General features: G+C 62.5%; 20 protein-coding genes and 2 pseudogenes. 16 read left to right on the forward strand and 6 right to left on the reverse strand.

All coding sequences use genetic code 11. The features are described 5' to 3' along the window. Positions 1-48: 48 nt before the first annotated feature. From CKW24_RS19670 to edd, 4 genes are read right to left on the reverse strand one after another with little or no spacing between them, the layout of a single operon-like run. Positions 49-1,518 (reverse strand): ATP-binding protein, encoded by a 1,470-nt coding sequence (locus CKW24_RS19670; RefSeq protein WP_095169825.1) that lies wholly within the window; start codon positions 1,516-1,518, stop codon positions 49-51. After that, the gene (locus CKW24_RS19675; RefSeq protein WP_095169826.1) at positions 1,508-2,239 is read right to left on the reverse strand and encodes a response regulator; all 732 of its coding nucleotides are present in this window, start codon (positions 2,237-2,239) and stop codon (positions 1,508-1,510) included. Before CKW24_RS19675 ends, CKW24_RS19670 begins: the two co-directional genes overlap by 11 nt. Positions 2,240-2,272: 33 nt before the next feature. After that, a complete protein-coding gene (locus CKW24_RS19680) occupies positions 2,273-3,223 on the reverse strand; it encodes a glucokinase (protein WP_095169827.1) in 951 nt (316 codons plus the stop codon). Then, a complete protein-coding gene (gene edd, locus CKW24_RS19685; RefSeq protein WP_095169828.1) occupies positions 3,220-5,046 on the reverse strand; it encodes a phosphogluconate dehydratase in 1,827 nt (608 codons plus the stop codon). Before edd ends, CKW24_RS19680 begins: the two co-directional genes overlap by 4 nt. 224 nt (positions 5,047-5,270) lie before the next feature. Here edd and gap point away from each other — a divergent pair, with 224 nt between their 5' ends. The 10 genes and pseudogenes from gap to CKW24_RS19730 all read left to right on the forward strand — a co-directional run bounded on the left by gap (position 5,271) and on the right by CKW24_RS19730 (position 16,098). Next, the gene (gap, locus tag CKW24_RS19690) at positions 5,271-6,272 is read left to right on the forward strand and encodes a type I glyceraldehyde-3-phosphate dehydrogenase (RefSeq protein WP_095169829.1); all 1,002 of its coding nucleotides are present in this window, start codon (positions 5,271-5,273) and stop codon (positions 6,270-6,272) included. Between the two features lie 54 nt (positions 6,273-6,326). Then, on the forward strand, positions 6,327-6,791 hold the full coding sequence (locus CKW24_RS19695; RefSeq protein ID WP_095169830.1) for a methylglyoxal synthase: 465 nt from the start codon (positions 6,327-6,329) through the stop codon (positions 6,789-6,791). Positions 6,792-6,869: 78 nt separating this feature from the next. Then, entirely contained in the window at positions 6,870-7,388 is a 519-nt protein-coding gene (locus tag CKW24_RS19700; protein ID WP_095169831.1) for an RNA polymerase sigma factor, read from the forward strand. Positions 7,389-7,507: 119 nt separating this feature from the next. Continuing rightward, positions 7,508-8,479, forward strand: a complete 972-nt coding sequence (locus CKW24_RS19705) for a FecR domain-containing protein (protein ID WP_095169832.1) — start codon at positions 7,508-7,510, stop codon at positions 8,477-8,479. 120 nt (positions 8,480-8,599) lie between these two features. Continuing rightward, on the forward strand, positions 8,600-11,188 hold the full coding sequence (locus CKW24_RS19710; RefSeq protein ID WP_095169833.1) for a TonB-dependent receptor: 2,589 nt from the start codon (positions 8,600-8,602) through the stop codon (positions 11,186-11,188). Positions 11,189-11,310: 122 nt separating this feature from the next. Further along, positions 11,311-11,919, forward strand: a complete 609-nt coding sequence (locus tag CKW24_RS19715) for a biliverdin-producing heme oxygenase (protein ID WP_095169834.1) — start codon at positions 11,311-11,313, stop codon at positions 11,917-11,919. A gap of 86 nt (positions 11,920-12,005) precedes the next feature. Then, a complete protein-coding gene (locus CKW24_RS19720) occupies positions 12,006-12,401 on the forward strand; it encodes a YbaN family protein (protein ID WP_095169835.1) in 396 nt (131 codons plus the stop codon). Between the two features lie 296 nt (positions 12,402-12,697). After that, positions 12,698-13,789, forward strand: a pseudogene (locus CKW24_RS28710) (chemotaxis protein); the annotation flags it as partial. 375 nt (positions 13,790-14,164) lie between these two features. Further along, positions 14,165-14,695, forward strand: a pseudogene (locus CKW24_RS28715) (methyl-accepting chemotaxis protein); the annotation flags it as partial. A gap of 56 nt (positions 14,696-14,751) precedes the next feature. Then, entirely contained in the window at positions 14,752-16,098 is a 1,347-nt protein-coding gene (locus tag CKW24_RS19730) for a CoA transferase (RefSeq protein ID WP_095169837.1), read from the forward strand. Positions 16,099-16,294: 196 nt separating this feature from the next. Here the strand turns inward: CKW24_RS19730 and CKW24_RS19735 are convergent, their stop codons facing one another. Continuing rightward, the gene (locus tag CKW24_RS19735; RefSeq protein ID WP_095169838.1) at positions 16,295-17,173 is read right to left on the reverse strand and encodes a DNA-3-methyladenine glycosylase; all 879 of its coding nucleotides are present in this window, start codon (positions 17,171-17,173) and stop codon (positions 16,295-16,297) included. Next, complete coding sequence (gene arcD / locus CKW24_RS19740; RefSeq protein ID WP_095169839.1) at positions 17,170-18,597, reverse strand: arginine-ornithine antiporter; 1,428 nt, start codon at positions 18,595-18,597, stop codon at positions 17,170-17,172. Before arcD (CKW24_RS19740) ends, CKW24_RS19735 begins: the two co-directional genes overlap by 4 nt. 434 nt (positions 18,598-19,031) lie before the next feature. Between arcD (CKW24_RS19740) and arcD (CKW24_RS19745) the strand changes: the two genes are divergently transcribed. The 6 genes from arcD (CKW24_RS19745) (at position 19,032) to CKW24_RS19770 (ending at position 25,937) form a co-directional block, all read left to right on the forward strand. After that, positions 19,032-20,459 carry an arginine-ornithine antiporter gene (arcD, locus tag CKW24_RS19745; protein ID WP_095169840.1) on the forward strand — a complete coding sequence of 476 codons (1,428 nt, stop codon included), beginning with the start codon at positions 19,032-19,034 and terminating at the stop codon, positions 20,457-20,459. Between the two features lie 37 nt (positions 20,460-20,496). Further along, entirely contained in the window at positions 20,497-21,753 is a 1,257-nt protein-coding gene (gene arcA / locus CKW24_RS19750) for an arginine deiminase (protein WP_095169841.1), read from the forward strand. Between the two features lie 68 nt (positions 21,754-21,821). Next, positions 21,822-22,832 (forward strand): ornithine carbamoyltransferase, encoded by a 1,011-nt coding sequence (locus CKW24_RS19755; RefSeq protein ID WP_095169842.1) that lies wholly within the window; start codon positions 21,822-21,824, stop codon positions 22,830-22,832. 168 nt (positions 22,833-23,000) lie between these two features. After that, positions 23,001-23,930 (forward strand): carbamate kinase, encoded by a 930-nt coding sequence (gene arcC / locus CKW24_RS19760; RefSeq protein WP_095169843.1) that lies wholly within the window; start codon positions 23,001-23,003, stop codon positions 23,928-23,930. Positions 23,931-23,942: 12 nt separating this feature from the next. Continuing rightward, a complete protein-coding gene (locus CKW24_RS19765; RefSeq protein ID WP_095169844.1) occupies positions 23,943-24,305 on the forward strand; it encodes a DUF5064 family protein in 363 nt (120 codons plus the stop codon). Positions 24,306-24,428: 123 nt separating this feature from the next. After that, positions 24,429-25,937, forward strand: a complete 1,509-nt coding sequence (locus CKW24_RS19770) for a sigma-54-dependent transcriptional regulator (protein WP_095169845.1) — start codon at positions 24,429-24,431, stop codon at positions 25,935-25,937. Positions 25,938-26,316: the final 379 nt, after the last annotated feature.

The raw sequence follows: 26,316 nt of genomic DNA on the forward strand, positions 1-26,316 counted from the left end.
CCCTGTGGGAGCGGGCTTGCCCGCGATCAACGATTACGCGATCCCTGATTAATCCACACTGCGCGGCAACTGCAGCGTCACCCGCAACCCACCCTCGCGCAAATTCTGCAAACTCACTTCGCCGCCATGGCTATGGGCGATGTTGCGCGCAATCCCCAACCCCAGGCCATACCCCTGCTGCTTCCCGGCCAGGCGAAAGTGTGGCTCGAACACTTGCTCCAGGCGCTGCTCCGGCACACCCGGGCCCTCGTCGTCGACATGCAGGATAAACGCGCTGTCATCGTCATCGATGTGCAGGTGGGCGGTCTGTCCGTACTTCAGCGCATTGTCGATCAGGTTGCCGATGCAGCGCTTGAGCGCCAGCGGTTTGCCCGGATACGCCGTGAGCGCCCGCCCCTGCTGGGTCACGCGGCCGTTGCCGTTGGGCGCCAGGTAAGGTTCGACCAGGCATTCGAGCACGTGATTGAGGTCCACCGGCTCGATGTTCTCGTGAATGTCGGTGTCCTTGACGCATTGCAGCGCGCCCTTGACCAGCAGCTCCAGCTCGTCCAGGTCGCGGCCGAACTTGGCCTGCAACTGCTCGTCGTCCAGCAGTTCGACCCGCAGCCGCAAGCGCGTGATCGGCGTACGCAGGTCATGGGAAATCGCGCTGAACAACTGGCTGCGCTCGGTCAGGTAGCGGCTGATGCGTTCGCGCATCGCATTGAATGCACGGCCCACTTCGACCACTTCGCTGCCGCCGCCCTCGGCCACCGGCAGCACGTCGGCGCCCAGGGACATGTCCCGCGCTGCCCGCGCCAGGCGCTTGAGCGGCCGGCTTTGCCAATGCACCAGCAGCCCGATGAACAGCAGCAGGAAGCCGCTGGTGAGCACGATGAACCACACCTGCTGCGACGGCAGGCCCTGTTCTTCAAGGCTGGTGTAGGGCTCGGGCAACAGGGAGGCGATGTACAGCCATTCGCCCTTGGCCAGTTTGATCTGGGTCACCAGCACCGGCGGGTTGACCGGCTCCAGCGTCAGCGCGTAGTGCGCCCAGGAGCGCGGCAATTCATCGAGCTTCAAGCCGCCATTGAAGATCCGCAGATCATCCGGGCTGACAAACTGCACGGAAATATCGGTGTCGGCCCCCAGCGACGTGCGCAGCACCTCGTCCACCGCGGCCAGCACCGCCTGCTTGCGCGGGGTGGCGGGCAGCAGTTGCATATCCAGGGGCTTGTCGTTGAGGGTGACCACAAATCGGGTGCCGCCCATGCTGCGCAATTGGTCCAGCACCAGCGGCCGATAGGCCACCGGCAACGAGCGGAAGTAACTGACGCTGGCGTTCATCGAATGAGCCAGGCTGCGGGCGGCGGTCACCAGCCCTTCGAGCTGGGTGGCGCGCAACTGCGAGACCCAGATCACGCTCGACAGGGCTTGGGCAAACAGTACCGCCAGCAACGTCAGCAACAGCATCCGCCCCAGCAGCGAGCGCGGTACCGGGACCTTGCGCAGCAGCCGGGCGAAAAACTCAGTGACCATTGCTGGCGACCACGCTGGCCGCCAGTTGATAACCGCTGCCGCGCACGGTACGGATCAGCCGTGGCGGCTTTTCGGTGTCGCGCAGGCGCTGGCGCAAGCGGCTGACCGCCATGTCGACAATCCGGTCCAGGGGCATCAGGTCGCGGCCCCGGGTGGCGTTGCCGATGGTGTCGCGGTCGAGGATGGCCTGGGGGTTATCGAGGAACAGTTTCAGCAAGGCAAAATCGGCGCCGGAGAGAATCACCTCCTCGCCGTCGGTGTGAAACAGCCGGTGGCTGACCATGTCCAGCCGCCACTCGTCGAAAGCCAGCACTTCGCCGCCCGAACGCTCCTGGCCGAACTGGGCCCGGCGCAGCAGGGCCTTGATCCGTGCCTGCAATTCACGGGGACTGAAGGGTTTGCCCAGGTAGTCGTCGGCGCCCAGTTCCAGGCCGATGACCCGGTCGGCCTCGTCGGAACTGGCGGTGAGCATGATGATCGGCACATGGGCCTGGCGTGGGTGCTGGCGCACCCAGCGACACAGGCTGAAGCCGTCTTCGTCGGGCAGCATCACGTCGAGGATCACCAGGTCGCAAGGCGCATCGTTCAGCGCCTGGCGAAACCCCGCGCCATCAGGCGTGGTACGCACCTGAAAGCCGGCACGACTGAGGTACGTGTCCAGCAACTCGCGTATTTCCTGATCGTCATCGACCAACAAAATCGACTTGTTGACTGAGCTCACGGGCGACTTCCTTATTGTTATGAAGGGGGCGGATTATGCTTGTTCGAGCGCCACACCCGCGCCCACCAGGCCGGAATACGGGGCTGTCACCAGCCACACCGGAATGCCCTTGAAGTAATCGCTCATGCAGCCCTTGTCGGCAAAGCAACGGGCGAAGCCACTTTCCAGGAAAAAATCGGCAAACCGCGGGATCACCCCACCGACAATGTAGACCCCGCCACGGGCACCGGTGGTCAGCACGTTGTTGCCCGCCACCCGACCCAGCCAGCAGCTGAACTGCTCAAGTACTTCGCGGGCAATCGGGTCGCCGGCCAGGCCAGCGGCGGTGATGGCTTGCGGGGTGTCGAGTGTTGGCGCGTGCCCGTCCACCGCGCAGATCGCCCGGTACAGCCGTGGCAAACCACCGCCGCTGAGCACGCTTTCTGCGCTGACATGGCCAATTTCGTTATGCAGGTGCTGCCACAACTGGGTTTCCCGCACGCTGCTCAACGGCAGGTCGACATGCCCGCCCTCACCCGGCAGGGCCGCCCAACGCCCCTGCCCCTGATCGAGCAAGGTGCCGACACCCAGGCCCGTGCCCGGGCCGATCACCACCGCCGGGCGTAGCGGCTCGGGGGTGCCGGCGCAGACCAGGCGAAACTCCCCCGGCTGCAGGCGCGTCATGCCCAGGGCCATGGCCGAGAAATCATTCACCAGCAACAGTTGCTCCAGTTGCAAGGCCTGGCAGAACGCCTTGCGACTCAGGCGCCAGTGGTTGTTGGTGAAACGAAACTCATCGCCACTGACCGGGCCGGCCACCGACAGGCAGACCGCACCGATCGCTCCGGGCGCCAGGCCCAGACCCTGGAGATAGGCACCAATGGCATCTTGCGGACAGGCAAAGTCGGCTGTCGCCAGCACCTGGACCGACTCCAGTTGCTGGTCTTTCCACAAGGCAAAACGTGCATTGGTACCGCCAATGTCACCGACCAGCGCTAGTTTCACTTAAGGGTCTCCAGGGCAGAGGTAAAGGCGCTGGCGCCCTGCTCTGCCGAGCTGAAGGCCATGCGCATGAAACCGAACAGTTCGCGCCCGCAACCAATGCCGTTATCCAGCAGGCCAGTGGCCGGGGTACGCGCGTCAAATTCAGCGGCGTCCACCAGCACTTGCAAAGTGCCTTTGACGCCATCGACGCGGATGATATCGCCCTCTTGCACGCGGGCCAAAGCGCCACCGACAAAAGCTTCAGGGCTGACGTGAATGGCCGCCGGGATTTTCCCCGACGCGCCGGACATCCGCCCGTCCGTGACCAGTGCCACTTTGAAGCCGCGATCCTGCAGCACGCCAAGGAACGGGGTCATCTTGTGCAGTTCCGGCATGCCATTGGAACGCGGGCCCTGGAAGCGCATCACGGCGACAAAATCCTTCTCCAACAGGCCAGCCTTGAACGCATCGGCCAGGTCCTGCTGATCCTGGAACACCATGGCCGGAGCCTCGACCACCTGATGTTCCGGGGCTACCGCCGAGACTTTCATCACACCGCGCCCCAGGTTGCCTTCCATCACCCGCAGGCCGCCTTCGGCCGAGAACGCCCGGGCCACCGGCCGCAGGATGTTTTCATCGAGGCTTTCGCTCGGGCCTTCGCGCCATACCAACTGACCGTCCTCGAGGAACGGCTCCTGGGTGTAGCGGCTCAGGCCGTGGCCGGCCACGGTGTTGACGTTTTCATGCAGCAGGCCGGCCGCCAGCAGCTCACGAATCAGGAACGACATGCCGCCAGCCGCCTGGAAGTGGTTGATGTCGGCCTTGCCGTTCGGGTAGACGTGGCTCAGGGTCGGCACCACCTCGGAGAGGTCGGCCATGTCCTGCCAGGTCAGTTGGATGCCCGCCGCCATGGCAATCGCCGGCATGTGCAGGGTGTGGTTGGTCGAGCCGCCGGTGGCGTGCAGGGCCACGATCGAGTTGACCAGCGAGCGTTCGTCGACGATTTCGCCGATCGGCATGAAGTTGCCGCTCTGCTTGGTCAGGCGGGTGATCTGGAACGCCGCCTCGCGGGTCAGGGCATCACGCAACGGGGTGTTCGGGTTGACGAACGAAGCACCCGGCAGGTGCAGGCCCATGACTTCCATCAGCAACTGGTTGGTGTTGGCAGTGCCGTAGAAGGTGCACGTGCCAGGGCTGTGGTAGGACTTCATTTCCGACTCCAGCAGCTCTTCGCGGCTGGCCTTGCCTTCGGCGTAACGCTGGCGAACGTCGGCTTTTTCCTTGTTGGAAATCCCCGAGACCATCGGGCCGCCCGGGACGAAGATGGTCGGCAGGTGACCAAAACGCAGCGAGCCCATCATCAGGCCCGGGACGATCTTGTCGCAGATGCCCAGCATCATCGCCGCGTCGAACATGTTGTGCGACAGCGCCACGGCGGTCGACAGGGCGATCACTTCACGGCTGGCAATCCCCAGCTCCATGCCCGGCTCGCCCTGGGTCACGCCGTCACACATTGCCGGGACACCACCGGCGAACTGGCCAACCGAGCCGATCTCGCGCAGCGCCTGCTTGATCTGTTCCGGGTAGGTCTCGTAGGGCTGGTGCGCCGAGAGCATGTCGTTATATGACGAAACAATTGCCACGTTGGCCGCGTTCATCATCCGCAGGCTTTGCTTGTCTTCGGTGCCACATCCGGCCACACCGTGGGCGAAGTTGGCACATTGCAGCTTGCCGCGCATCGGGCCATCACTGGCGGCGCCGCGAATCAATGCAAGGTAAGCCTCACGGGTAGCGCGGCTACGGGTGATAAGCCGTTCGGTGACCTCAAGTACGCGGGGATGCATGTGTAGAACTCCAGGCTAACGGATATGGCGACCTGTTCGTGTCTATGCTGATCAAGAGGCGTCCACGCGGGCAGCGTTTGACGGTTTTCTTGACCAATCGGACCAGTTGATTCAGGTCACTCGTTGTAGATAGAACAAAATATTGCCACTAAAAAGGCTTGTTTTCTATTTTTATGCGAATAATCTTGTAATTCCAACAACAAAACGACGGCGGCGCTGTTCAAATGACTCTTCGAATCGCAATCAATGGTTTTGGCCGTATCGGCCGCAACGTCCTGCGGGCACTGTATACCCAAGGCTACCGTCAGGATTTGCAGATCGTCGCCATCAACGATCTGGGCGACAGTTCGATGAACGCCCACCTGCTCAAGTACGACACCGTGCACGGCACGTTTGATGCCCAGGTGGAACACGACCAGGAGAGCCTGACGGTCAACGGCGACCGCATTGCGGTCAGCGCCATTCGCAACCCGGCCGAACTGCCATGGGCTGCAGAAAAGATCGACGTAGTGTTCGAATGCACCGGTCTGTTCACCGACCGGGCCAAAGCCGCCGCGCATATTAGCGCCGGCGCGCGCAAAGTGATCATTTCAGCACCGGCCAAGGGCGCCGATGCCACCGTGGTGTATGGGGTCAACCACGACATCCTGCGCCAGTCGCACCAGATCATCTCCAACGCCTCGTGCACCACCAACTGCCTGGCCCCGGTGGCCCAGGTGCTGCACCGCGAGCTGGGCATCGAGAGTGGCCTGATGACCACCATCCATGCCTACACCAACGACCAGAACCTGACGGACGTCTACCACAGCGACCCGTACCGCGCCCGCTCCGCCACCCAGAACATGATCCCGAGCAAGACCGGCGCCGCGGAAGCGGTGGGCCTGGTGCTGCCAGAGCTGGCCGGCAAGCTGACCGGCATGGCCGTGCGCGTGCCGGTGATCAACGTCTCCTTGGTGGATCTGACCGTGCAGCTCAAGCGCGACGTCACGGCCGATGAGGTCAACGCGCTGCTGCGCGAAGCCAGCCAGCACTCGAAAATCCTCGGCTACAACACCCTGCCCCTGGTTTCCAGCGACTTCAACCACAACCCGCTGTCGTCGATCTTCGACGCCAACCACACCAAAGTCAGCGGCAAGCTGCTCAAGGTGCTGGCCTGGTACGACAACGAATGGGGGTTCTCCAACCGCATGCTGGATAACTGCCTGGCGCTGTGCAACGCCGAATAAGCAATGCGGGAGCTGCCACCGGCAGCTCCCCTCTGGTTTTGTTGGAGCCCACCGATGATCGGCATCACCTTCACCGAAAAAACCATGGCGGCGCGCAAGCGTATCGCCCTGGTCGCCCATGACCACTGCAAGGTGTTCCTGCTCGACTGGGCCGAGCGCCAGAAACACAAGCTCGCCCAACACCAACTCGTCGCCACCGGCACCACCGGCATGTTGCTCAGCCAACGCCTGGACCTGCCAGTGGAAAGCATGATCAGCGGCCCACTGGGTGGCGATCAGCAGCTCGGGGCACAAATCGCCGAGCAACGCGTAGACCTGCTGGTGTTCTTCTGGGACCCCTTCGAACCACAACCCCACGACCCGGACATCAAGGCGCTGCTGCGGGTGGCCGCGGTCTGGAACATTCCAGTGGCCTGCAACGAATGCAGCGCCGACTACCTGCTCAGCAGCCCGCTGCTGGATCAGCCACACGCCCACCGGATCCCTGATTACCCAGCCTACCTACAAGGTCGCCGATAATTCCTACAGAAAGAAGCGCTTGACCTTTGACATAGATGATAAGCATTATCATTCGCTTGAAATCGATCAGGTCCTACTGTGAGTCAAGCGCACTTCAACCACGTCTTCCTCGCTCAGCGCGTCTCGCTGCTGCGCACATTGGAGCGGATGGTCAATAACCACAGCACCGCCGAGGACCTGTTGCAGGAAACCTACCTGCGCGTGACCCGGGCGTTGAGTGAGCGGGCCATCGACCACCTGGAACCCTTCGTCTTTCAAACTGCCCGCAACCTGGCGCTGGACCACCTGCGCGCCCGCCGTATCCAATCACGCACGATGCTCGAGGACGTACCGCTGGAGGTGGTGCAGAACGTTGCCGCGCCGCTGAGCAGTGCCGAGGACGCCGCCCATGCCGAACAGATGCTCGAACGCTTGAACATCAGCCTCAACCAACTGACTGCGCGCCAACAACAGATTTTCATCCTCAGCCGTCTGCATGGCCACAGCTACCTGGAGATCGCCGAGAAGCTCAGCGTGTCCCTGAGCACCGTGCAAAAGGACCTGAAGCTGATCATGGCGATCTGTGTCGGTGTCGCCGATCGTCTCAACGGCCGTTGAGTCGCTCGGTCCATTGTTTTGCACACCTGCGTCAGGGCGTCGGCTTTGTTACCCTTAGCCGAGGTTTGTAGCACTCTTATCCAAAACCAGCCGCGCGCAGACGTGGCCGAGGAACACCCGTGACGGACAGCCACCACTCCCACCCGCCAACCCCGGCGCGGGATTCAGCCAGCACCTCGGCGATGGATCAAGCCCTGGACTGGCTGATCGTGCTGGACAGTCCGAGCGAGGAGCAAAGCCGTGAATTTCACGCCTGGCTCGCCGCCGACCCACACAACGCCGAAGCCTTCGCCATGGCCCAGGCCGTCTGGGACGGCCCGCAAGTGGCACAGTGCGCACAGACCCTGGACAGCGCCAAGCGCAAGGTCAGCGTGCTCGGGCGCCTGCGCCCACACTGGAAACCCCTGGCCAGCGCGGCAGTGCTGCTGCTCGGCCTGTTCAGTTTCAGCAACCTGCCCATGCGCCTGCAGGCCGATCACCTGACCGTGGTCGGCGAGCGCCAGCGCCTGCAACTGGAGGACGGCTCGAAAGTCCTGCTCAACACCAACTCGGCGTTCTCCAGCACCATCAACGATCAACAACGCGTGGCTCGCCTGTTCCAGGGCGAAGCCTATTTCGAGGTAGCCGCCAATCGTGGCCTGCCCCTGGAAATCGATGCCGGGCCGGTCACCGCCAGCGTGCGCGATACCTCCTTCGCCGTGCGTTACCTGGACGGCGTCGCCCAGGTGCGGGTGCAGCGCGGCGATGTCGACCTGCGCAGCACCCACAGCGATGCACGGGTGCGCTTGAGCGCAGGCGAAAGTATCCGTATCGGGCCCAATGGTTTCGATCAACCGGCCCGCCTCGATCCCGCGACAGACCTGGCGTGGGTCCAGGGCCGCCTGGTGTTCGAAAACTGCCCGCTGAACCAGGTCCTGGCCGAGTTGCGCCGCTACTACCCGGGCTGGATCATCAACAACAACGAACAGTTGGCCAACGTTTCGGTCACCGGTAACTACCGCCTCGACCAGCCGCTGGACGTGGTCCGGTCGCTGGCTCACATCACCTCCGCCAAGCTCCAGGAGTTCCCGGCGCTGGTGATTTTGAACTGAATGAGAATTATTTTTACTCGATAGTCATTCGCCGTACGTCTCGTTATAGCCAATGCAATTGATTCGCATCCTTGATGCCAATCTGCACCTATAAGATTCGTGCGACACGGAGCGCTATCGATGTCCTCTCGCCTTACCCGCCAGTCCTCTTCACCATCCGCCCGCGTGCACAACTGCACGCTGTCCTTGCTGACCGCCGCCATGCTGCTGGCCGGCACCCAGGCTGCGCCTGTGATGGCCGCCACCCCGGCCCAACAGCCAAGCCGCCAGATGGGCGACTACAGCTTCGCCATTGCCCAGCAGCCACTGGTCTCGGCGCTCAACGAGTTCACCGCCGTCACCGGATGGCAGGTCGGCTTGCCGGCAGAACTGGCAGAAGGCGTGGCCTCGCCAGGCGTGCACGGCGCACTGAGCCCGGAAAAAGCCCTGGATCGCCTGTTGGTGGGGACCAACCTGAGCTATCGCAAGCTGGGCAGCAACAACATCGCGCTGGAAAAACGCACCGCCGGCGGCACCCTCGCACTGCAGCAGATGACCATCAGCGCCACGCGCCAGGAGCAGAGCGTCGACAGCGTGCCCAGCACCGTGACCGTGCACACCCGCGAAGAGCTGGATCGCAACAACGTCAACACCATCAAGGACCTGGTGCGCTATGAGCCAGGCGTATCGGTCGGCGGTACCGGCACCCGGGGCGGCATCAGCGGCTACAACATTCGCGGCATCGACGGCGACCGGATCCTGACCCAGGTCGACGGCGTCGAGATTCCCAACGGCTTCTTCAACGGCCCATATGCCAAGACCCAACGCAACTACGTTGACCCGGAAATCGTCAAGCGCGTGGAAATCCTCCGCGGCCCGGCCTCGGTGCTGTACGGCAGCAACGCTATCGGCGGCGCGGTGAGCTACTTCACCCTTGACCCGGAAGACATCATCAAGCCCGGCCAGGATGTCGGCGCCCGCCTGAAAACCGGTTACAGCTCCGCCGATGACAGCTGGCTGAAATCCGCCACCGTCGCCGGACGCGCCGATCAGTTCGATGGCTTGCTGCACTTCAGCCAGCGCGACGGTCACGAAACCGAATCCTACGGCCAAAACAACGGCACCGGCCTGGATCGCACCGCGGCCAACCCGGAAGACGTGCGCACCACTAACGTGCTGGCCAAGGCGGGCTGGAACTACGCCGAAGACGCCCGCCTGGGCCTGACCTACGAGAAGTACAAGGACCACCGCGACGCCGACCTGCAAAGCGCCGTCGGCGGCCCGTTCAACAATGGCCAACCCATGGGCATGTACCGCTCGCGCACCGGTGAAGAGACCGTCAGCCGCGAACGTTTCGGCCTGGAAAACAGCTTCGCCGTCGATGCCCTGCTGGTGGACAACCTGAAGTGGAGCCTGAACTACCAGATCGCCAAGACTGGCCAATCCACCCTGGAAAACTACTTCCCGTTCAGCCGCAACGTGATGCGCTCGCGCGAAACCCTCTACGAGGAAAAGCAGTGGGTGTTCGACGCGCAACTGGACAAGGCATTCGCCATCGGCGAGACCGGCCATGTGCTGACCTACGGCACCACCCTCAAACACCAGAAAGTCACCGGCTCGCGCACCGGCAGCGGCACCTGCCTGGCGGTAGGTCGTGGTTGCAGCGCCGTGGGTGCCATCAGCCCCAGCGATGTGCTGAAAAAATCCAGCGACTTCCCGGACCCGACCATCGACACCTACAGCCTGTTCGCCCAGGACCAGATCACCTGGAACGACTGGACCTTCATCCCGGGTCTGCGCTACGACTACACCAAGCTCAAGCCCCATGTCACCCAGGAGTTCCTCAACACCGTAGCGCCTGATGGCCTGGGTACGGTCAGCGACGAGAACAAGACCTGGCATCGGCTCTCGCCCAAGTTCGGCCTGACCTACGCCCTGGACGACAACTACACCTGGTTCGGCCAGTACGGCGAAGGTTTCCGGACGCCGACCGCCAAGGCCTTGTACGGTCGTTTCGAAAACGTCAACCCGGGCTACAGCGTGGCGCCGAACCCGGACCTGGAACCGGAAAAAAGCAAAACCTACGAGACTGGCCTGCGCGGCAACTTCGAGGCAGGCAACTTCGACATGGTGGTGTTCTATAACAAGTACCGCGACTTCATCAACGAAGACGCCGTGACCCCCGGCTACAACGAGCTGACGTTCCAGAGCAACAACATCAAGCACGCCACCATCAAGGGCATGGAGCTCAAGGGTCGCCTGAACCTCGATACCTTCGGCGCACCACAGGGCCTCTACACCAAGGGCTCGATCGCCTACGCCCACGGTCGCAACAATGACACTGGCGAGCCACTCAACTCGATCAACCCGCTGACCGGCGTGTTCGGCCTGGGCTATGACCAGGACAGCTACGGCGCCTTGCTCAGCTGGACCCTGGTGCAGAAGAAAAACCTGGTGGACGACAGCAGCTTCAAGTCGCCGGACGGCGTCAGCAGCCAGTTCAAGACCCCAGGCTATGGCGTGCTCGACCTGGCCGGTTTCTACAAGGTCAGCGACGACGTGACCCTCAGCGCCGGCGTGTACAACCTGGCGGACAAGAAATACTGGCAGTGGGACAACGTGCGCGGTTACGACAGCGTCGGCGAGGCCGCCGTGCTCAGCCCGGCCAACCTCGATCGCCTGACCGAGCCAGGCCGCAACTTCGCGATCAACCTGATCTGGGATATCTGATCGTTACCCGCTAATGGAAATCTCGTTGCGCCTTTTTCCCAGGCGCAGCGAGGATTTTTTACTGTGCTGCGCCTGCTGGTTCGTCTAGTTACCAAGCGCATCTCATTCTCAAGGACTTCTTCATGACCGCTGCCGATCCTACTCAACGCCCGAGCCTGCGTTCCCAACGCCTGAACCAGATCACCCACGAGCCCCATGCCAAGCTCGACGCCCTGGTCAAGGCCCATGCGCCGTTTGAAACCCAGGCCAACTTCGCCCGTTTTGTGGTGGCCCAGTACCTGTTCCAGTCGGAACTGGTGTCGCTGTACAACGATCCCGAGCTGATCGCCATCGTCCCCGACCTGGCAGAGCGCTGCCGCGCCGAAGCCGCCAAGGCCGACCTGGCTGACCTCGACACCCTGGTCCCGGCCCCGGTGGCAGGTGCCGTGCAACAGCCGAGCAAGGCCGAAGCCCTGGGCTGGCTGTTCGTTTCCGAAGGTTCGAAACTCGGTGCCGCGTTCCTGATCAAGCGTGCCGTAGGCCTGGGCCTGAGCGAAACCTTCGGTGCCCGCCACCTGGGCGAGCCGGCCGGTGGTCGCGCCGAAGGCTGGAAAAACTTCGTCAGGACCCTCGACGGCCTGGTATTCAGCGCCGAAGAAGAAGCCGCAGTCGATAAAGGCGCCATCGACGCCTTCAACCGCTTCACCGTATTGCTGGAACAGGCTTACGCCACCGAACCTGAACTGGCCTGATTGAACCCCTGCCCTGCCCAACCTGGTTGGGCAGGGCAAACCTGTAGCCTTGCGATCCAACCTCGCGGTCAACCTCTGAATAATCCATGTCTCGCCTCGCTTCCTCCAAACTCGCGCGCATCCTCTTCGGCCTGCTGGCCTATGTCAGCCTGGGCATTGGCCTGATCGCCATTGTCGTGCCGGGGTTGCCGACCACCGAATTCATCCTGTTGGCCGCCTGGGCGGCGACCAAGAGTTCGCCGCGCCTGAGTGCCTGGCTGGAAAACCATCGGCTGTTCGGGCCGATCCTGAAAAACTGGCGCAACGGCAAGATTGTCGCGCGTCGGGCCAAGATCAGCGCCACCGCGAGCATGCTGCTGTGTGCCGGCCTGATGCTGGTGATGCTCGACCACGGCTGGCCGATCTACCTCGCCATCGCCGGCATGAGCCTGGGCAACCTGTGGATCTGGTCGCGCCCGGAGTCCCTGCCTCAAGCCTCCTGATATCTCCAGTCCCTGCCGCGCCAGCGACCGTTCGTCGGCTGTCGCTCATGCCCAGCTCTTGTAAGCCGATGTGTCACACATGGCGCTGAATGGATTTGGCGAGCGGGTCGCTCAAGACCCTCAGCCCACCAGTCATCCCTTCGCGAGATCGCCCCATGTTCGACTCTCTTTCCATCCGCCTGAAAATCGTGCTGTTGTCCGGACTGTGCCTGTTGGGCGTGGTGGGCCTGATCGTCGGCATGAACATCTACCAGACCAATCAGAACGATCAACTGGTCAGCGCCTCCAGCACCCGGATGCTCACGGCCAGCGTCGAGAACCTGCTGCAGGCCAAGGCTGCCGAGCAGGCGGTGCGGGTGCAGAAGACCTTCGGCGAAAGCCTGCTGGTAGTGACCGCCCTGGCCGACCAGATCGCTGATCTGCGTCGTCTGGCCGGCAAGCGCGCCCTGGATCCCGGCGCCCTGCGCGAGGAGTTGAACCAGAGCCTGAAGAGCGCTTTCGAGCGCAACACCGGGGTCTTGGGAATCTGGCTGGCATTCGAACCCAATGGCCTGGACGGCCAGGACCAGGGCTTCGTCGACGACGCCGCTCGCCTGTCCAACGAAGCCGGGCGATTCGCCAGTTACTGGAGCCGAGCCGGGGGGACCGGGGAAAACACCATCATGACCGAAGAGGACATGACCAAGACCACCCTCAATCTCAGTGGCACCCCGTACAACAGCTGGTACACCTGCCCCCGCGACAGCAAGCGTACCTGCCTGCTCGACCCCTATGCCGACACCGTCGCCGGCAAGGAAATGCTGATGACCAGTATTTCCGTGCCGTTGCTGGTCAATGGCAAGGCCATCGGCGTGGTCGGTATCGACATTTCCCTCGACGCCCTGCAAGCGGCCGCCCTCAGCTCCCAGCGGGACTTGTTCAACGGTGCCGGGCACATGCTGATCGTGTCTGGCAGCGGTGCGCTGGCCGGCTACAGCGTCGACGCCAGCAAACTGGGGAAAAACCTGGTCGAGGCCCTGGGCAACGATGGCAAGGAAGTGCTGCAACTGATCAACGCCAACACGGCGAAAATTCTCCAGCACGGCGACCTGATCCGCGCGGTGCTGCCGGTCAGCCCGATTGCCGACACCAAGCCTTGGGGGGTAGTGATCGACCTGCCCCGGCAAGTGCTGCTGGCCGACTCGCTGAAACTGCAAACGGTGCTCGATGAGGCGCAGGACCTTGGCACCTACAAGACTCTGGCCGTGGCCATCGGCGCCGGCCTGCTGGGCCTGCTGCTGATGTGGTTGACTGCCTCCGGCGTGACCCGGCCAATCAACAGCGTGGCGACCATGCTCAAGGCGATTGCCAGCGGCGACGGCGACCTCACCCAACGCCTGAACTACAGCAAGCAAGACGAGTTGGGCGAGCTGGTGAGCTGGTTCAACCGCTTCCTCGACAAACTGCAGCCGACCATCGCACAGATCAAGCAAAGCATCACCGACGCCCGGGGCACCGCCGACCAGTCCTCGGCAATCGCCCGCCAGACCAGCGAAGGCATGCAGGTGCAGTTCCGCGAAATCGACCAGGTCGCCACCGCCTCCAACGAAATGAGCGCCACCGCCCATGACGTCGCCAACAGCGCCTCGAATGCCGCCAGCGCCGCCAGGGGCGCGGACCAGTCGGCCCGGGACGGGATGTCGATCATCGAACGCAGCACCCGCGACATCAATCAACTGGCCGAAGAAGTCAGCAAGGCAGTGACCGAAGTCGAAGCGTTGGCCGTCAACAGCGAGCAGATCGGCTCGGTGCTGGAAGTGATCCGTAGCATCGCCGAACAGACCAACCTGCTGGCCCTCAACGCCGCGATCGAGGCGGCTCGCGCCGGCGAAAGCGGACGCGGCTTTGCGGTGGTCGCCGATGAAGTGCGCAACCTGGCCAAGCGTACCCAGGATTCGGTCGAGGAGATCCGCCTGGTGATCGAGCGGATCCAGACCGGCACCCGCGGCGTGGTCGCCACCATGCATTCGAGCCAGACCCAGGCGCACAACAACGCCGGGCAGATCCAGCAAGCGGTGCAGGCCCTGGGCAAGATCAGCGAGGCAGTCACGGTGATCAGCGACATGAACCTGCAGATCGCCAGTGCCGCCGAGCAGCAGAGCGCCGTGGCCGAAGAGGTCAACCGCAACGTTTCGGCGATCCGCACGGTCACCGAGACCCTGACCGAGCAAGCCACCGAGTCGGCGCAGATCAGTAGCCAGCTCAACTCCCTGGCCACCCACCAGATGAAACTGATGGACCAGTTCCGGGTTTAGGCCCTCCACCACAGCGCTTTTGTTCTATGCTCGAGCCCTCTTTCGGAGGGCTCTCGATGACCACTTTGCTGACTGCCCTGCAAGCCGCATTGGGCTTGCAGAAAACTGCCATCCGGTTCACCGCCGAGGGCGCCCTGCCCTCGGCGTTTGCCGTCACCGAGCTGGCCAGCGCCAGCATTGCGGTGGCCGGCCAGGCCCTCAGCGAACTGCTGCAGCAACAGACCGGCCGTTTACCGACCCTCGAAGTTGATCGCCGACTTGCCTCCTTCTGGTTCGCCACCTCCTTGCGCCCGCTGGGCTGGAAGGTGCCGCCGATGTGGGATCCGCTCGCCGGTGACTATGCCACGGGCGATGGCTGGATCCGCCTGCACACCAATGCTGCCCATCATCGACGCGCCGCCGAAAAAGTACTGGGTGCCTGCAGCGACCGCAGCGCGATGGCCGCCAAGGTTGCGCCGTGGGCCAAGGAGGATCTGGAACAGGCGGTGGTCGACGCCGGGGGCTGCGCGGCGGTCATGCGCTCCTGGCAGCAATGGCAGGTCCATCCCCAGGGGCTGGCGGTCAATGCCGAGCCGCTGGTGCACTTGGCGCCCCTTGAGGATCAACGCCGGCAGGCCTGGTCGGGATCAGTCGCGAGGCCGCTGGCGGGGCTCAGGGTGCTGGACCTGACCCGGGTCCTTGCCGGCCCCGCAGCCAGTCGTTTTCTCGCCGGCCTGGGCGCCGATGTGCTGCGCATCGACCCACCCCACTGGCACGAGCCGGGCGTGGTCGCGGAAATGACCCTGGGCAAACGCTGCGCCCACCTTGACCTGCACCAACGCAGCGACCGCCAGGTGTTTGAAGCCCTGCTCAAGGACGCCGACATCCTGCTCCATGGCTACCGCGCCGACGCCCTGGAAAACCTCGGCTACGGCACCCGTGCACGCCAGGCGCTGGCGCCGGGGCTGATCGACGTCAGCCTCAATGCCTATGGCTGGAGCGGTCCCTGGCAGAATCGCCGGGGCTTCGACAGTCTGGTGCAGATGAGCACCGGCATCGCCGAAGCCGGCATGGCCTGGCAGCACAGCGACCAACCGACGCCCTTGCCGGTGCAGGCCCTGGACCACGCCACCGGGTACCTGATGGCGGCCAGCTGTCTCAAGCTGTTGACCGAGCGCCTGGCCAGCGGCTGCGGCGGATCCGCCCGCCTGTCATTGGCGCGCACGGCGAAGCTGCTGCTGCAACAGCCCGCCACACCACAACCGGCGCTGCGTGCCGAAGAGGCCAGCGATCAGGGACTCGTGCTGGAACAAACAACCTGGGGACCGGCCAATCGACTGCAGGTGCCACTAACCATCAGCGGCACGCCCCTGCAGTGGTCACTGCCGGCCGGGGAACTGGGGGCCCATCGGGCACGGTGGTGAACAGCGCCTGCTATGGGCATTCAGGCAGCGATGGTGCCCGCAAAATCTGCTGGCAGCCAAAAATCCTGTGGGAGCGGGCTTGCCCGCGATGGTCTCAAGAGCGCTGCGTTGATCCTGAATCTGCGCGTTATCGTTGACGTCCATCGCGGGCAAGCCCGCTCCCACACAATCCGGCGAAGCCGGTCTTTGCTACACCTCAATCCCCCCGACTCAAGGACGTCCACAACACTTGCGCCGCATAACCCCGGTATGGTCGCCAGCTTTCTGCCCGGGCCAACAGGTGCTGGGCGCTGACTGGCTGGCCTTCGAGGGCGGCCAGCGCCTTGAGCAGCCCCACATCCCCCGGCGGGAACGCGTCCGCCTCGCGCATCTGGCGCAAGGCAATGTACTGGGCCGTCCAGTCACCCACGCCCCATAACGCCAGCAACGGCGCCACGGACGCCGGCAGGTGCTCGCGCGCCTCGAACAACTCAGGGTTCTCCAGCAACGCCTGGGCCACACCCGACAAAGTGCGCCCACGGCTGCGGGGCATGCCCAGCGTGGCCAGATCCGCCGAAGCCAACACCTGCGCCTCGGGAAACACCTGCCTCAGGCCCGGCAACCACGGCTCGGGCCCCACCAGCGGCGCGCCGTATTGCGCCACCAGCTTACCCGCCAGCCTGATCGCCGCCGCCACACTGATCTGCTGCCCCAGCACCGCCCGCATCGCCAACTCCAGGCCGTCCCAGGTGCCCGGCACACGCAAGCCCGGGCGCCGGGCAATCAACGGCGCCAGCAGCGGGTCTGTGGCCAGGTGCCGGTGGATGGCCGGCAAGTGCGCATCGAGGTCGAACATCCGCCGCAAGCGCGCCACGATCTGCGGCAACGCCGCCGAATCGGCATAGGCCAGCTCTACCGCCAGGCCGTGACCCGGCGCCTGGCTGATGACAAACGTCCCCTGCAAACCGTGCAGGCAGAAGCTGCGGGCGTACGACCCGGAGCGAACCACCTCGAGCCCATCGATGGCCCGCGCCGCCAAGAAGTCGAGCATCGCCGGCCAATCGTAGGCCCCCTGATAGTCGAGCGTCAGCCTCACAAACTCAGCACGCCGCTGTACAAGCCATAGGCCGCCACCAACGCACCGACAACCACGCAGGCGAAAATGCCTTTTTCGATGTGGGTGAACAACGGCTGGCCCTGCTCATGCTTGGCCTTGGCGAACAGAATCACCCCCGGTGCATACAGCAGCGCCGACAGCAGCAGGTACTTGACCCCTCCGGCATACAGCAGCCAGACCGCATAAACCAGGGCGATCGAGCCAATCAGCAAATCCTTGGTGCGCTCGCCCGAGGCGTTTTCATAGGTTTCACCGCGCCCGCTCAACAGCACCGCGTAAGCCGCCGACCACAAGTAAGGCACCAGGATCATCGACGAGGCGAGGTAGATCAGGCTGGTGTAGGTACCAGCAGAAAACAGGGTGATCAGCAGAAACAGCTGGATCATCGCGTTGGTCAGCCACAGCGCGTTGACCGGTACATGGTTGGCGTTTTCCTTTTTCAGGAACGCCGGCATGGTCTTGTCCCGGGCCGTGGCAAACAGGATTTCAGCGCACAGCAGCGCCCACGACAGCAATGCCCCAAGCAACGAAATGGCCAGGCCGACGCTGATCAGCAAAGCGCCCCACGGCCCGACAATGTGCTCCAGCACCGCCGCCAGCGAAGGGTTCTGCAGGTTGGCCAGCTCCGGCTGACTCATGATCCCCAGTGACAGCACGTTCACCAGCACCAACAGCGCCAGCACCCCGATAAAGCCAATGACGGTGGCCCGGCCCACGTCGGAGCGTTTTTCCGCGCGGGCCGAATACACGCTCGCGCCTTCGATGCCGATAAACACGAATACCGTGACCAGCATCATGTTGCGCACCTGGTCCATCACGCTGCCGAAGTTCGGGTTACTGCGCCCCCAGATATCCCGGGTAAAGATGTCAGCCTTGAACGCCACGGCGGCAATCACGATGAACATCACCAGCGGCACGATCTTGGCCACCGTGGTCACCTGGTTGATGAACGCCGCCTCCTTGATCCCGCGCATCACCAGGAAATGCACCGCCCACAGCAGCACCGAGGCGCAGCCGATGGCAATCGGCGTATTGCCCTGGCCAAACACCGGAAAGAAGTAACCCAGGGTGCTGAACAGCAGCACGAAATAGCCAACGTTGCCCAGCCAGGCACTGATCCAGTAGCCCCAGGCCGAGGAGAACCCCATGTAGTCGCCAAACCCGGCCTTGGCGTAGGCGTACACCCCCGAGTCCAGTTCAGGCTTGCGATTGGCCAGGGTCTGGAACACAAAGGCCAGGGTCAGCATGCCCACGGCGGTGATGGCCCAGCCGATCAACACGGCCCCGGCATCGGCGCGGGCGGCCATGTTCTGCGGCAAGGAAAAGATCCCGCCGCCAATCATCGAGCCGACCACCAAGGCGATCAAGGCACTGAGTCGGAGCTTTTGCGCCGGTTGCGACATCGTTACCTCTCAAATCGACGTTTTGTCATGTTTGCGAACCATAACAAGTGTTCACTCAATTAAATATCCAGCGCAGCCGAACGTTTATCAGTAAAGGATAAAAATCAGACTTCGCTTAGAACTGTCTCATCTATGCCGCCGGGGGATTTTGCCAGTTTTGTGAAGCATTTCCGATAAATCCATTCTGTACTGAGAACCGCCGGTAAAAATTTGCACATTCTGAAAAACCAACTAGCTTCATATCTTGCTGCAATACGATGCATTCCCTTTAGTTTCACCTGGAAGCCTCTAGGAGAGGCCTCTCAGCGCGTTAACAAACCGACGAAAGTCATTCATCAACAATGGAATGTGGCAATGAACTGATCTAAGTCAGCTGTTTGAAACGTCAGCGGATTTACTCTGCGAACTCACTTCTCCTGCATTGGAGTCATGCAATGTCAGAATCTCCCGGAAAACTACGACTAGGTGCCCTGGTCGCGCTTGTGGTCGGCTCCATGATTGGCGGCGGGATCTTTTCCTTGCCCCAGAACATGGCCGCCAGTGCCGATGTCGGCGCTGTTTTGATCGGCTGGGCTATCACCGCTGTCGGTATGTTGACCCTGGCCTTTGTCTTCCAGACCCTGGCCAATCGCAAGCCGAATCTGGATGGCGGGGTCTACGCCTATGCCAAGGCCGGTTTCGGCGACTACATGGGTTTCTCCTCGGCCTGGGGCTACTGGATCAGTGCCTGGTTGGGGAACGTCGGTTACTTCGTATTGCTGTTCAGCACCCTGGGTTACTTCTTCCCGATTTTCGGCGAAGGCAACACCGTCGCCGCCGTCATCGGTGCGTCTGTGCTGTTGTGGGCGGTGCACTTCCTGGTCCTGCGCGGGATCAAGGAAGCAGCGTTCATCAACCTGGTGACCACGGTGGCCAAGGTTGTACCGCTGCTGCTGTTTGTCCTGATCGCCATTTTCGCCTTCAAACTGGACATCTTCACTGCCGATATCTGGGGGATCAAGAACCCGGACCTGGGCAGCGTGATGGACCAGGTGCGCAACATGATGCTGGTCACCGTCTGGGTGTTCATCGGTATCGAGGGCGCGAGCATCTTCTCCTCCCGTGCGGAAAAACGCTCGGACGTGGGTAAAGCCACGGTGATCGGCTTCATTACCGTGCTGCTGTTCCTGGTGCTGGTGAACGTCCTGTCGCTGGGGATCATGACTCAACCGGAACTGGCCAAGCTGCAGAACCCGTCGATGGCCGCCGTGCTTGAGCACGTGGTGGGTCACTGGGGTGCGGTGCTGATTAGTGTTGGCTTGATCATCTCCCTGCTGGGCGCCCTGCTGTCGTGGGTCCTGCTGTGTGCGGAGATCATGTTCGCCGCCGCCAAAGACCACACCATGCCGGAGTTCCTGCGCAAGGAAAACGAGAACCACGTACCGGTCAACGCCCTGTGGCTGACCAACGCCATGGTGCAGATCTTCCTGATCATCACCCTGTTCTCGGCCAGTACCTACCTGTCGCTGATCTACCTCGCGACCTCGATGATCCTGGTGCCTTACCTCTGGTCGGCGGCCTACGCCCTGCTGTTGGCAGTGCGCGGCGAGACTTACGAGAACGCCCTGGCCGAACGCAAGAAAGACCTGTTCATCGGCGCCGTAGCCCTGATCTATGCGGTCTGGCTGATTTACGCCGGCGGCCTGAAGTACCTGCTGCTCTCTGCCCTGCTCTATGCCCCTGGCGTGATTCTGTTCGCCAAGGCCAAGCGCGAGTTGGGCAAACCGATTTTCACCAACGTCGAGAAGCTGATTTTCGCCGCGGTAGTCATAGGTGCGCTGGTAGCGGCCTATGGGCTCTACGACGGCTTCCTGACCCTGTAACACTCAAGTTTGTATTGTCATCTGGAGGATCACTGTAATGACCACGGAAAAAGTTAAGTACGGCGTACATTCCGAAGCCGGCAAACTGCGCAAAGTCATGGTTTGCTCCCCCGGCCTGGCCCACCAGCGGCTGACCCCGAACAACTGTGACGAACTGCTTTTCGATGATGTGCTGTGGGTTGCCCAAGCCAAGCGTGACCATTTCGACTTCGTTACCAAGATGCGCGAACGCGGGATCGACGTGCTGGAAATGCACAACCTGCTGACCGACATCGTTGCCATCCCCGAAGCGCTGGACTGGATCCTGGAACGCAAGGTCACCGCCGACTCGGTAGGCCTGGGCCTGATCAACGAAGTGAAATCCTGGCTGCGCAGCCTGGAGCCACGGCACATCGCCGAGTACCTGATCGGTGGCGTGTCCGCCGATGATCTGCCGGACAGCTTCGGTGGCAAGACCATCCAGATGTTCCGCGACTTCCTCGGCCACACCAGCTTCATCCTGCCACCGCTGCCCAACACCCAGTTCACCCGCGACACCACCTGCTGGATCTACGGTGGCGTGACGCTGAACCCGATGTACTGGCCGGCCCGTCGCCAGGAAACCCTGCTGACCACCGCCATCTATAAGTTCCACCCTCAGTTCACCAACGCCGACTTCGAGATCTGGTACGGCGACCCGGACCTGGATCACGGCAGCTCCACCCTTGAAGGCGGCGACGTCATGCCGATCGGCAACGGTGTGGTCCTGATCGGCATGGGCGAGCGCTCGTCCCGCCAGGCCATCGGCCAACTGGCACTGAACCTGTTCAAGAACAAAGCCGTCGAGAAAGTGATCGTTGCCGGCCTGCCGAAGTCCCGCGCAGCCATGCACCTGGACACCGTGTTCAGCTTCTGCGACCGCGACCTGGTCACGGTCTTCCCGGAAGTGGTGAACCAGATCGTTGCCTTCACCCTGCGACCTGACGAAAGCAAACAGGGCGGCATCGACATCCGCCGCGAGGAAACCAGTTTCCTCGACACCGTGGCCAAGGCCCTCAACCTCAAGGCGTTGCGCGTGGTGGAAACCGGCGGCAACAGCTTCGCCGCCGAACGCGAGCAGTGGGACGACGGCAACAACGTGGTCGCCGTGGAGCCAGGCGTGGTCATCGGTTACGACCGTAACACCTACACCAACACCCTGCTGCGCAAGGCCGGGATCGAGGTCATCACCATCAGCGCCGGCGAGCTCGGTCGCGGCCGTGGCGGCGGCCACTGCATGACCTGCCCGATCATCCGCGACCCAATCGACTACTAACCTATAAACCCTGGCCGACACTTATCGAGTGCGGCCAGGGGGATAACCGAAACCCAAGGAGATCCAAAATGGCTTTTAACATTCATAACCGCAATCTGCTGAGCCTGGAACACCACACCCCTCGCGAATTGCGTTATCTGCTCGACCTGTCCCGCGACCTCAAGCGCGCCAAGTACACCGGTACCGAGCAGCAGCACCTCAAAGGCAACAACATCGCGCTGATCTTCGAAAAAACCTCGACCCGCACCCGCTGCGCGTTCGAAGTGGCCGCTTATGACCAGGGCGCCAACGTCACCTACATCGACCCGAACTCCTCGCAGATCGGCCACAAAGAAAGCATGAAGGACACCGCCCGCGTACTGGGGCGCATGTACGACGCCATCGAATACCGTGGCTTCAAGCAGGAAATCGTCGAAGAACTGGCGAAGTTCGCCGGCGTACCGGTGTTCAACGGCCTGACCGATGAATACCACCCGACCCAAATGATCGCCGACGTGCTGACCATGCGTGAACACGCCGACAAGCCGATCCACGAGATCAGCTACGCCTACCTGGGCGACGCGCGCAACAACATGGGCAACTCGCTGCTGCTGGTCGGCGCCAAGCTGGGCATGGACGTACGCATCTGCGCACCCAAAGCCCTGTGGCCTCTCGACGACCTGGTGGCTCGCTGCAAAAAATACGCGGAAGAAAGTGGCGCCCGCATCACCCTGACCGAAGACCCGAAAGCCGCGGTCAAGGGCGTGGACTTCATCCACACCGACGTCTGGGTATCGATGGGCGAGCCTGTCGAAGCCTGGGCCGAACGGATCCAGCAACTGCTGCCGTACCAGGTCAACGCCGAGCTGATGAAAGCCACCGGCAACCCACGCACCAAGTTCATGCACTGCCTGCCAGCCTTCCACAACAGCGATACCAAGATCGGCAAGCAGATTGCCGAGCAGTATCCGCACCTGGCCAATGGCATCGAAGTGACCGATGACGTGTTCGAGTCGCCAGCCTGCATCGCCTTCGAGCAAGCGGAAAACCGCATGCACACGATCAAGGCGATCCTGGTATCGACCCTGGCTGATCTGTAACAGCTCACTCGGCTCCCACTGACTGGACACAGTCAATGTGGGAGCTGGCTTGCCTGCGATGGCAGCACCCCGGTGCTTCTGACAGACCTTGGTGATGCTATCGCGAGCAAGCTCGCTCCTGCAGGGGACCGCGTACCGGCTTATATCTCTTCGAAGAAGGACTGCATTATGCGTATCGTCGTTGCTCTGGGCGGTAACGCCCTCCTACGTCGTGGTGAACCCATGACGGCAGACAATCAACGCGCCAACATCCGGATCGCCACCGAACAGATCGCCAAGATCCACCCCGGCAATCAACTGGTGATCGCTCACGGCAATGGCCCGCAAGTCGGCCTGCTGTCGCTGCAGGCAGCCGCCTACACCTCCGTTTCCCCCTACCCGCTGGACGTGCTCGGTGCCGAAACCGAAGGCATGATCGGCTACATCATCGAACAGGAACTGGGCAATCTGCTGGACTTCGAGGTGCCGTTCGCAACCCTGTTGACCCAGGTTGAAGTCGACGCCAACGACCCGGCGTTCAAGAACCCGACCAAGCCGATCGGCCCGGTCTACAGCAAGGCTGAAGCCCAAGCGCTGGCGGCGGAAAAAGGCTGGGCCATCGCCCCCGATGGCGACAAGTTCCGCCGCGTGGTGGCCAGCCCGAAACCCAAGCGTATTTTCGAAATCCGCCCGATCAAGTGGTTGCTGGAAAAGGGCAGCATCGTGATCTGCGCCGGGGGTGGCGGGATCCCGACCATGTACGACGAGAACCACAAGCTCAAGGGCATCGAAGCGGTGATCGACAAGGACCTGTGCTCGGCGCTGCTGGCCGAACAGCTGGAAGGTGACTTGCTGGTGATTGCCACCGACGTCAGCGCGGCGTTCATCGACTTCGGCAAGCCCACCCAGAAAGCCATCGCCCAGGCGCACCCCGACGAAATGGAAAAACTCGGCTTCGCCGCTGGCTCCATGGGGCCGAAAGTCCAGGCCGCCTGCGACTTCGCGCGCAACACTGGAAAAGTCGCGGTGATCGGTTCACTCTCGGACATCGAAGCGATCGTCCAGGGCAAGGCCGGCACCCGAATCAGCACGTCCAAACCTGGCATTACTTACCTGTAAGGAGAGACGTCTATGGCAAAGTTTGAGCCAGGTCATTTGCACATCGAGCGTCATGCACTGACCCCGGATGATGTCAGCTACAACGTGCACCTCGACTACGAAGTCAGCAAGAGCCCCAAGGGCGACAAGGGCATCCAGTTCACCATGCATGGCAACATTCAGGGCAAGGACATGAGCGAGACGTTCTTCCTGCCCAAGGAGGAGGCCTACAACTTTGCCAACAACGTGACGAAGATCGCCGAGAAGTACGGCATTCCAAAGACCCACAGCCAGATCGGCTCGGTGCACAAGCATTACGACCTGATGTTTGAAGACATCCGGGTGCAACTGAACATGAAATCCGGCGACCCGGTGAATATCGAACACTTCGAGTAATCCCATCCCGCTCGCGATGGCGCGCTGTCGACTGACACAGCGCTATCGCGAGCAGGCTTTCACCATTCGCCCGCCCCAAGGCATACTTGCCCCCCTCCGCACCTCAGAACCAACAAACGCCCCATGCGTATCCACGTCAGTTTCATCGACCGCGTCGGCATCACCCAGGAAGTCCTGGCCTTGCTCGGTGGGCGCAACCTCAACCTGGATGCGGTGGAAATGGTCCCGCCGAACGTCTACATCGACGCCCCGACCTTGAGCCCGCAAGTGCTCGAAGAACTGCGCGATGCCTTGTTCAGCGTACGTGGTGTGCAAGCGGTGACCGTGGTCGACATCCTTCCCGGACAACGCCGCCACCTGCAATTGGATGCCCTGCTGGCCGCCATGACCGACCCGGTGCTGGCCCTCGACAGTGCCGGCACCATTCTGTTGGCCAACCCGGCGTTGATCGCCCTGTACGGCCGCGAACCGGCCGGGGAAAACGTCGCCGAACTGTTTGCCGACCCAGCCCTGCTGGAAACCTTGCTGGAGCACGGGTTTCGCTTGCCGCTGCGGGAAATCACGGTCAACGGCCAGACCTTGTTGCTGGGCGCCACGCCGATCACCGACGCTGGCGCCCTGCTGACCCTGTATCCACCCAACCGGATCGGCGAACAGCTCTCGGCACTGCATCATGATCACGCCGAAGGTTTTGATGCCTTGCTCGGCGAGTCGCCGGCGATCCGCACACTCAAGGCCCGTGCGCAGCGGGTAGCCGCCCTCGACGCGCCACTGTTGATCCAGGGTGAAACCGGCACCGGCAAGGAACTGGTGGCCCGCGCCTGCCATGCCATCAGCGCCCGCCACAGCGCGCCGTTCCTGGCGTTGAACTGTGCGGCCTTGCCGGAAAACCTCGCCGAAAGCGAACTGTTCGGCTACGCCCCCGGTGCCTTTACCGGCGCCCAGCGCGGTGGTAAGCCGGGGCTGATGGAACTGGCCAACCAGGGCACGGTGTTTCTCGACGAGATTGGCGAGATGTCGCCGTATCTGCAGGCCAAGCTCCTGCGGTTTCTCAACGATGGCAGCTTTCGCCGGGTGGGCGGGGACCGTGAGGTCAAGGTCAACGTGCGGATCCTCAGCGCGACCCACCGTGACCTGGAGAAGATGGTCAGCGAGGGGACCTTTCGCGAAGACCTGTTCTACCGCCTCAATGTGCTCAACGTCGAAGTCCCGCCATTGCGCGAGCGCGGCCAGGACATTCTGCTGCTGGCTCGCTACTTCATGCAGCAGGCCTGTGCGCAGATCCAGCGTCCGGTCTGCCGCCTGGCGCCCGGCACCTACCCGGCCCTGCTCGGTAATCGTTGGCCAGGGAATGTGCGCCAGTTGCAGAACGTGATCTTCCGCGCCGCGGCCATTTGCGAAAGCAGCCTGGTGGACATCGGCGACCTGGACATCGCCGGCACCTCAGTGGCGCGCCAGAGCGACAGCGAGGTCGACAGCCTGGAGCAGGCCATGGAAAGCTTCGAGAAATGCCTGCTGGAAAAGCTCTACGTCAACTATCCCTCGACCCGCCAACTGGCCAGCCGCCTGCAGACCTCCCACACCGCCATCGCCCATCGGCTGCGCAAGTACGGGATTCCCGGCAAGGCCTGAATACAACTCCTTACCTGAACTGCCGCAAATGTTGGACTGCCTCATCGCGGCATAGGTATCTACACCACTGTGGTGCGACGTTGCACCTGTGGGCCGTCAGGGATGTTGGATTAGACCGCGTGCATATCCATTTTTGCGGTAACGGCCTCCTATGGTTCCGCTTTTACAGCGGCTCACTTTTGGAGGAGCCCAAAAGTAAGCAAAAGGCTCTTGCCCCACCACTCGGCACCTCGCTTAGGCTCGGTGTGCCCTCACTCCGGCTTGAATCCGTGGGCCGCCGCCCCGCGCCATCCATGGCGCGGGGCGGCTAACCCGGCGTCCTGCCGGGTTACCCACGGCTTCAAGCCTGCGTTCGGCCAGCGTGGTTAACGGGGCGCCC

The organism is Pseudomonas sp. Irchel 3H3 (assembly GCF_900187635.1).
GTDB lineage: Bacteria > Pseudomonadota > Gammaproteobacteria > Pseudomonadales > Pseudomonadaceae > Aquipseudomonas.

Bases quoted from the DNA above. Each gene is read 5' to 3' on its own strand.
- CKW24_RS19670 (WP_095169825.1), bottom strand. From the start codon at position 1,518: ATGGTCACTGAGTTTTTCGCCCGGCTGCTGCGCAAGGTCCCGGTACCG.
- edd (WP_095169828.1), bottom strand. From the start codon at position 5,046: ATGCATCCCCGCGTACTTGAGGTCACCGAACGGCTTATCACCCGTAGC.
- gap (WP_095169829.1), top strand. From the start codon at position 5,271: ATGACTCTTCGAATCGCAATCAATGGTTTTGGCCGTATCGGCCGCAAC.
- CKW24_RS19695 (WP_095169830.1), top strand. From the start codon at position 6,327: ATGATCGGCATCACCTTCACCGAAAAAACCATGGCGGCGCGCAAGCGT.
- CKW24_RS19710 (WP_095169833.1), top strand. From the start codon at position 8,600: ATGTCCTCTCGCCTTACCCGCCAGTCCTCTTCACCATCCGCCCGCGTG.
- CKW24_RS19715 (WP_095169834.1), top strand. From the start codon at position 11,311: ATGACCGCTGCCGATCCTACTCAACGCCCGAGCCTGCGTTCCCAACGC.
- CKW24_RS19720 (WP_095169835.1), top strand. From the start codon at position 12,006: ATGTCTCGCCTCGCTTCCTCCAAACTCGCGCGCATCCTCTTCGGCCTG.
- CKW24_RS19730 (WP_095169837.1), top strand. From the start codon at position 14,752: ATGACCACTTTGCTGACTGCCCTGCAAGCCGCATTGGGCTTGCAGAAA.
- arcD (WP_095169839.1), bottom strand. From the start codon at position 18,597: ATGTCGCAACCGGCGCAAAAGCTCCGACTCAGTGCCTTGATCGCCTTG.
- arcD (WP_095169840.1), top strand. From the start codon at position 19,032: ATGTCAGAATCTCCCGGAAAACTACGACTAGGTGCCCTGGTCGCGCTT.
- arcA (WP_095169841.1), top strand. From the start codon at position 20,497: ATGACCACGGAAAAAGTTAAGTACGGCGTACATTCCGAAGCCGGCAAA.
- CKW24_RS19755 (WP_095169842.1), top strand. From the start codon at position 21,822: ATGGCTTTTAACATTCATAACCGCAATCTGCTGAGCCTGGAACACCAC.
- arcC (WP_095169843.1), top strand. From the start codon at position 23,001: ATGCGTATCGTCGTTGCTCTGGGCGGTAACGCCCTCCTACGTCGTGGT.
- CKW24_RS19765 (WP_095169844.1), top strand. From the start codon at position 23,943: ATGGCAAAGTTTGAGCCAGGTCATTTGCACATCGAGCGTCATGCACTG.
- CKW24_RS19770 (WP_095169845.1), top strand. From the start codon at position 24,429: ATGCGTATCCACGTCAGTTTCATCGACCGCGTCGGCATCACCCAGGAA.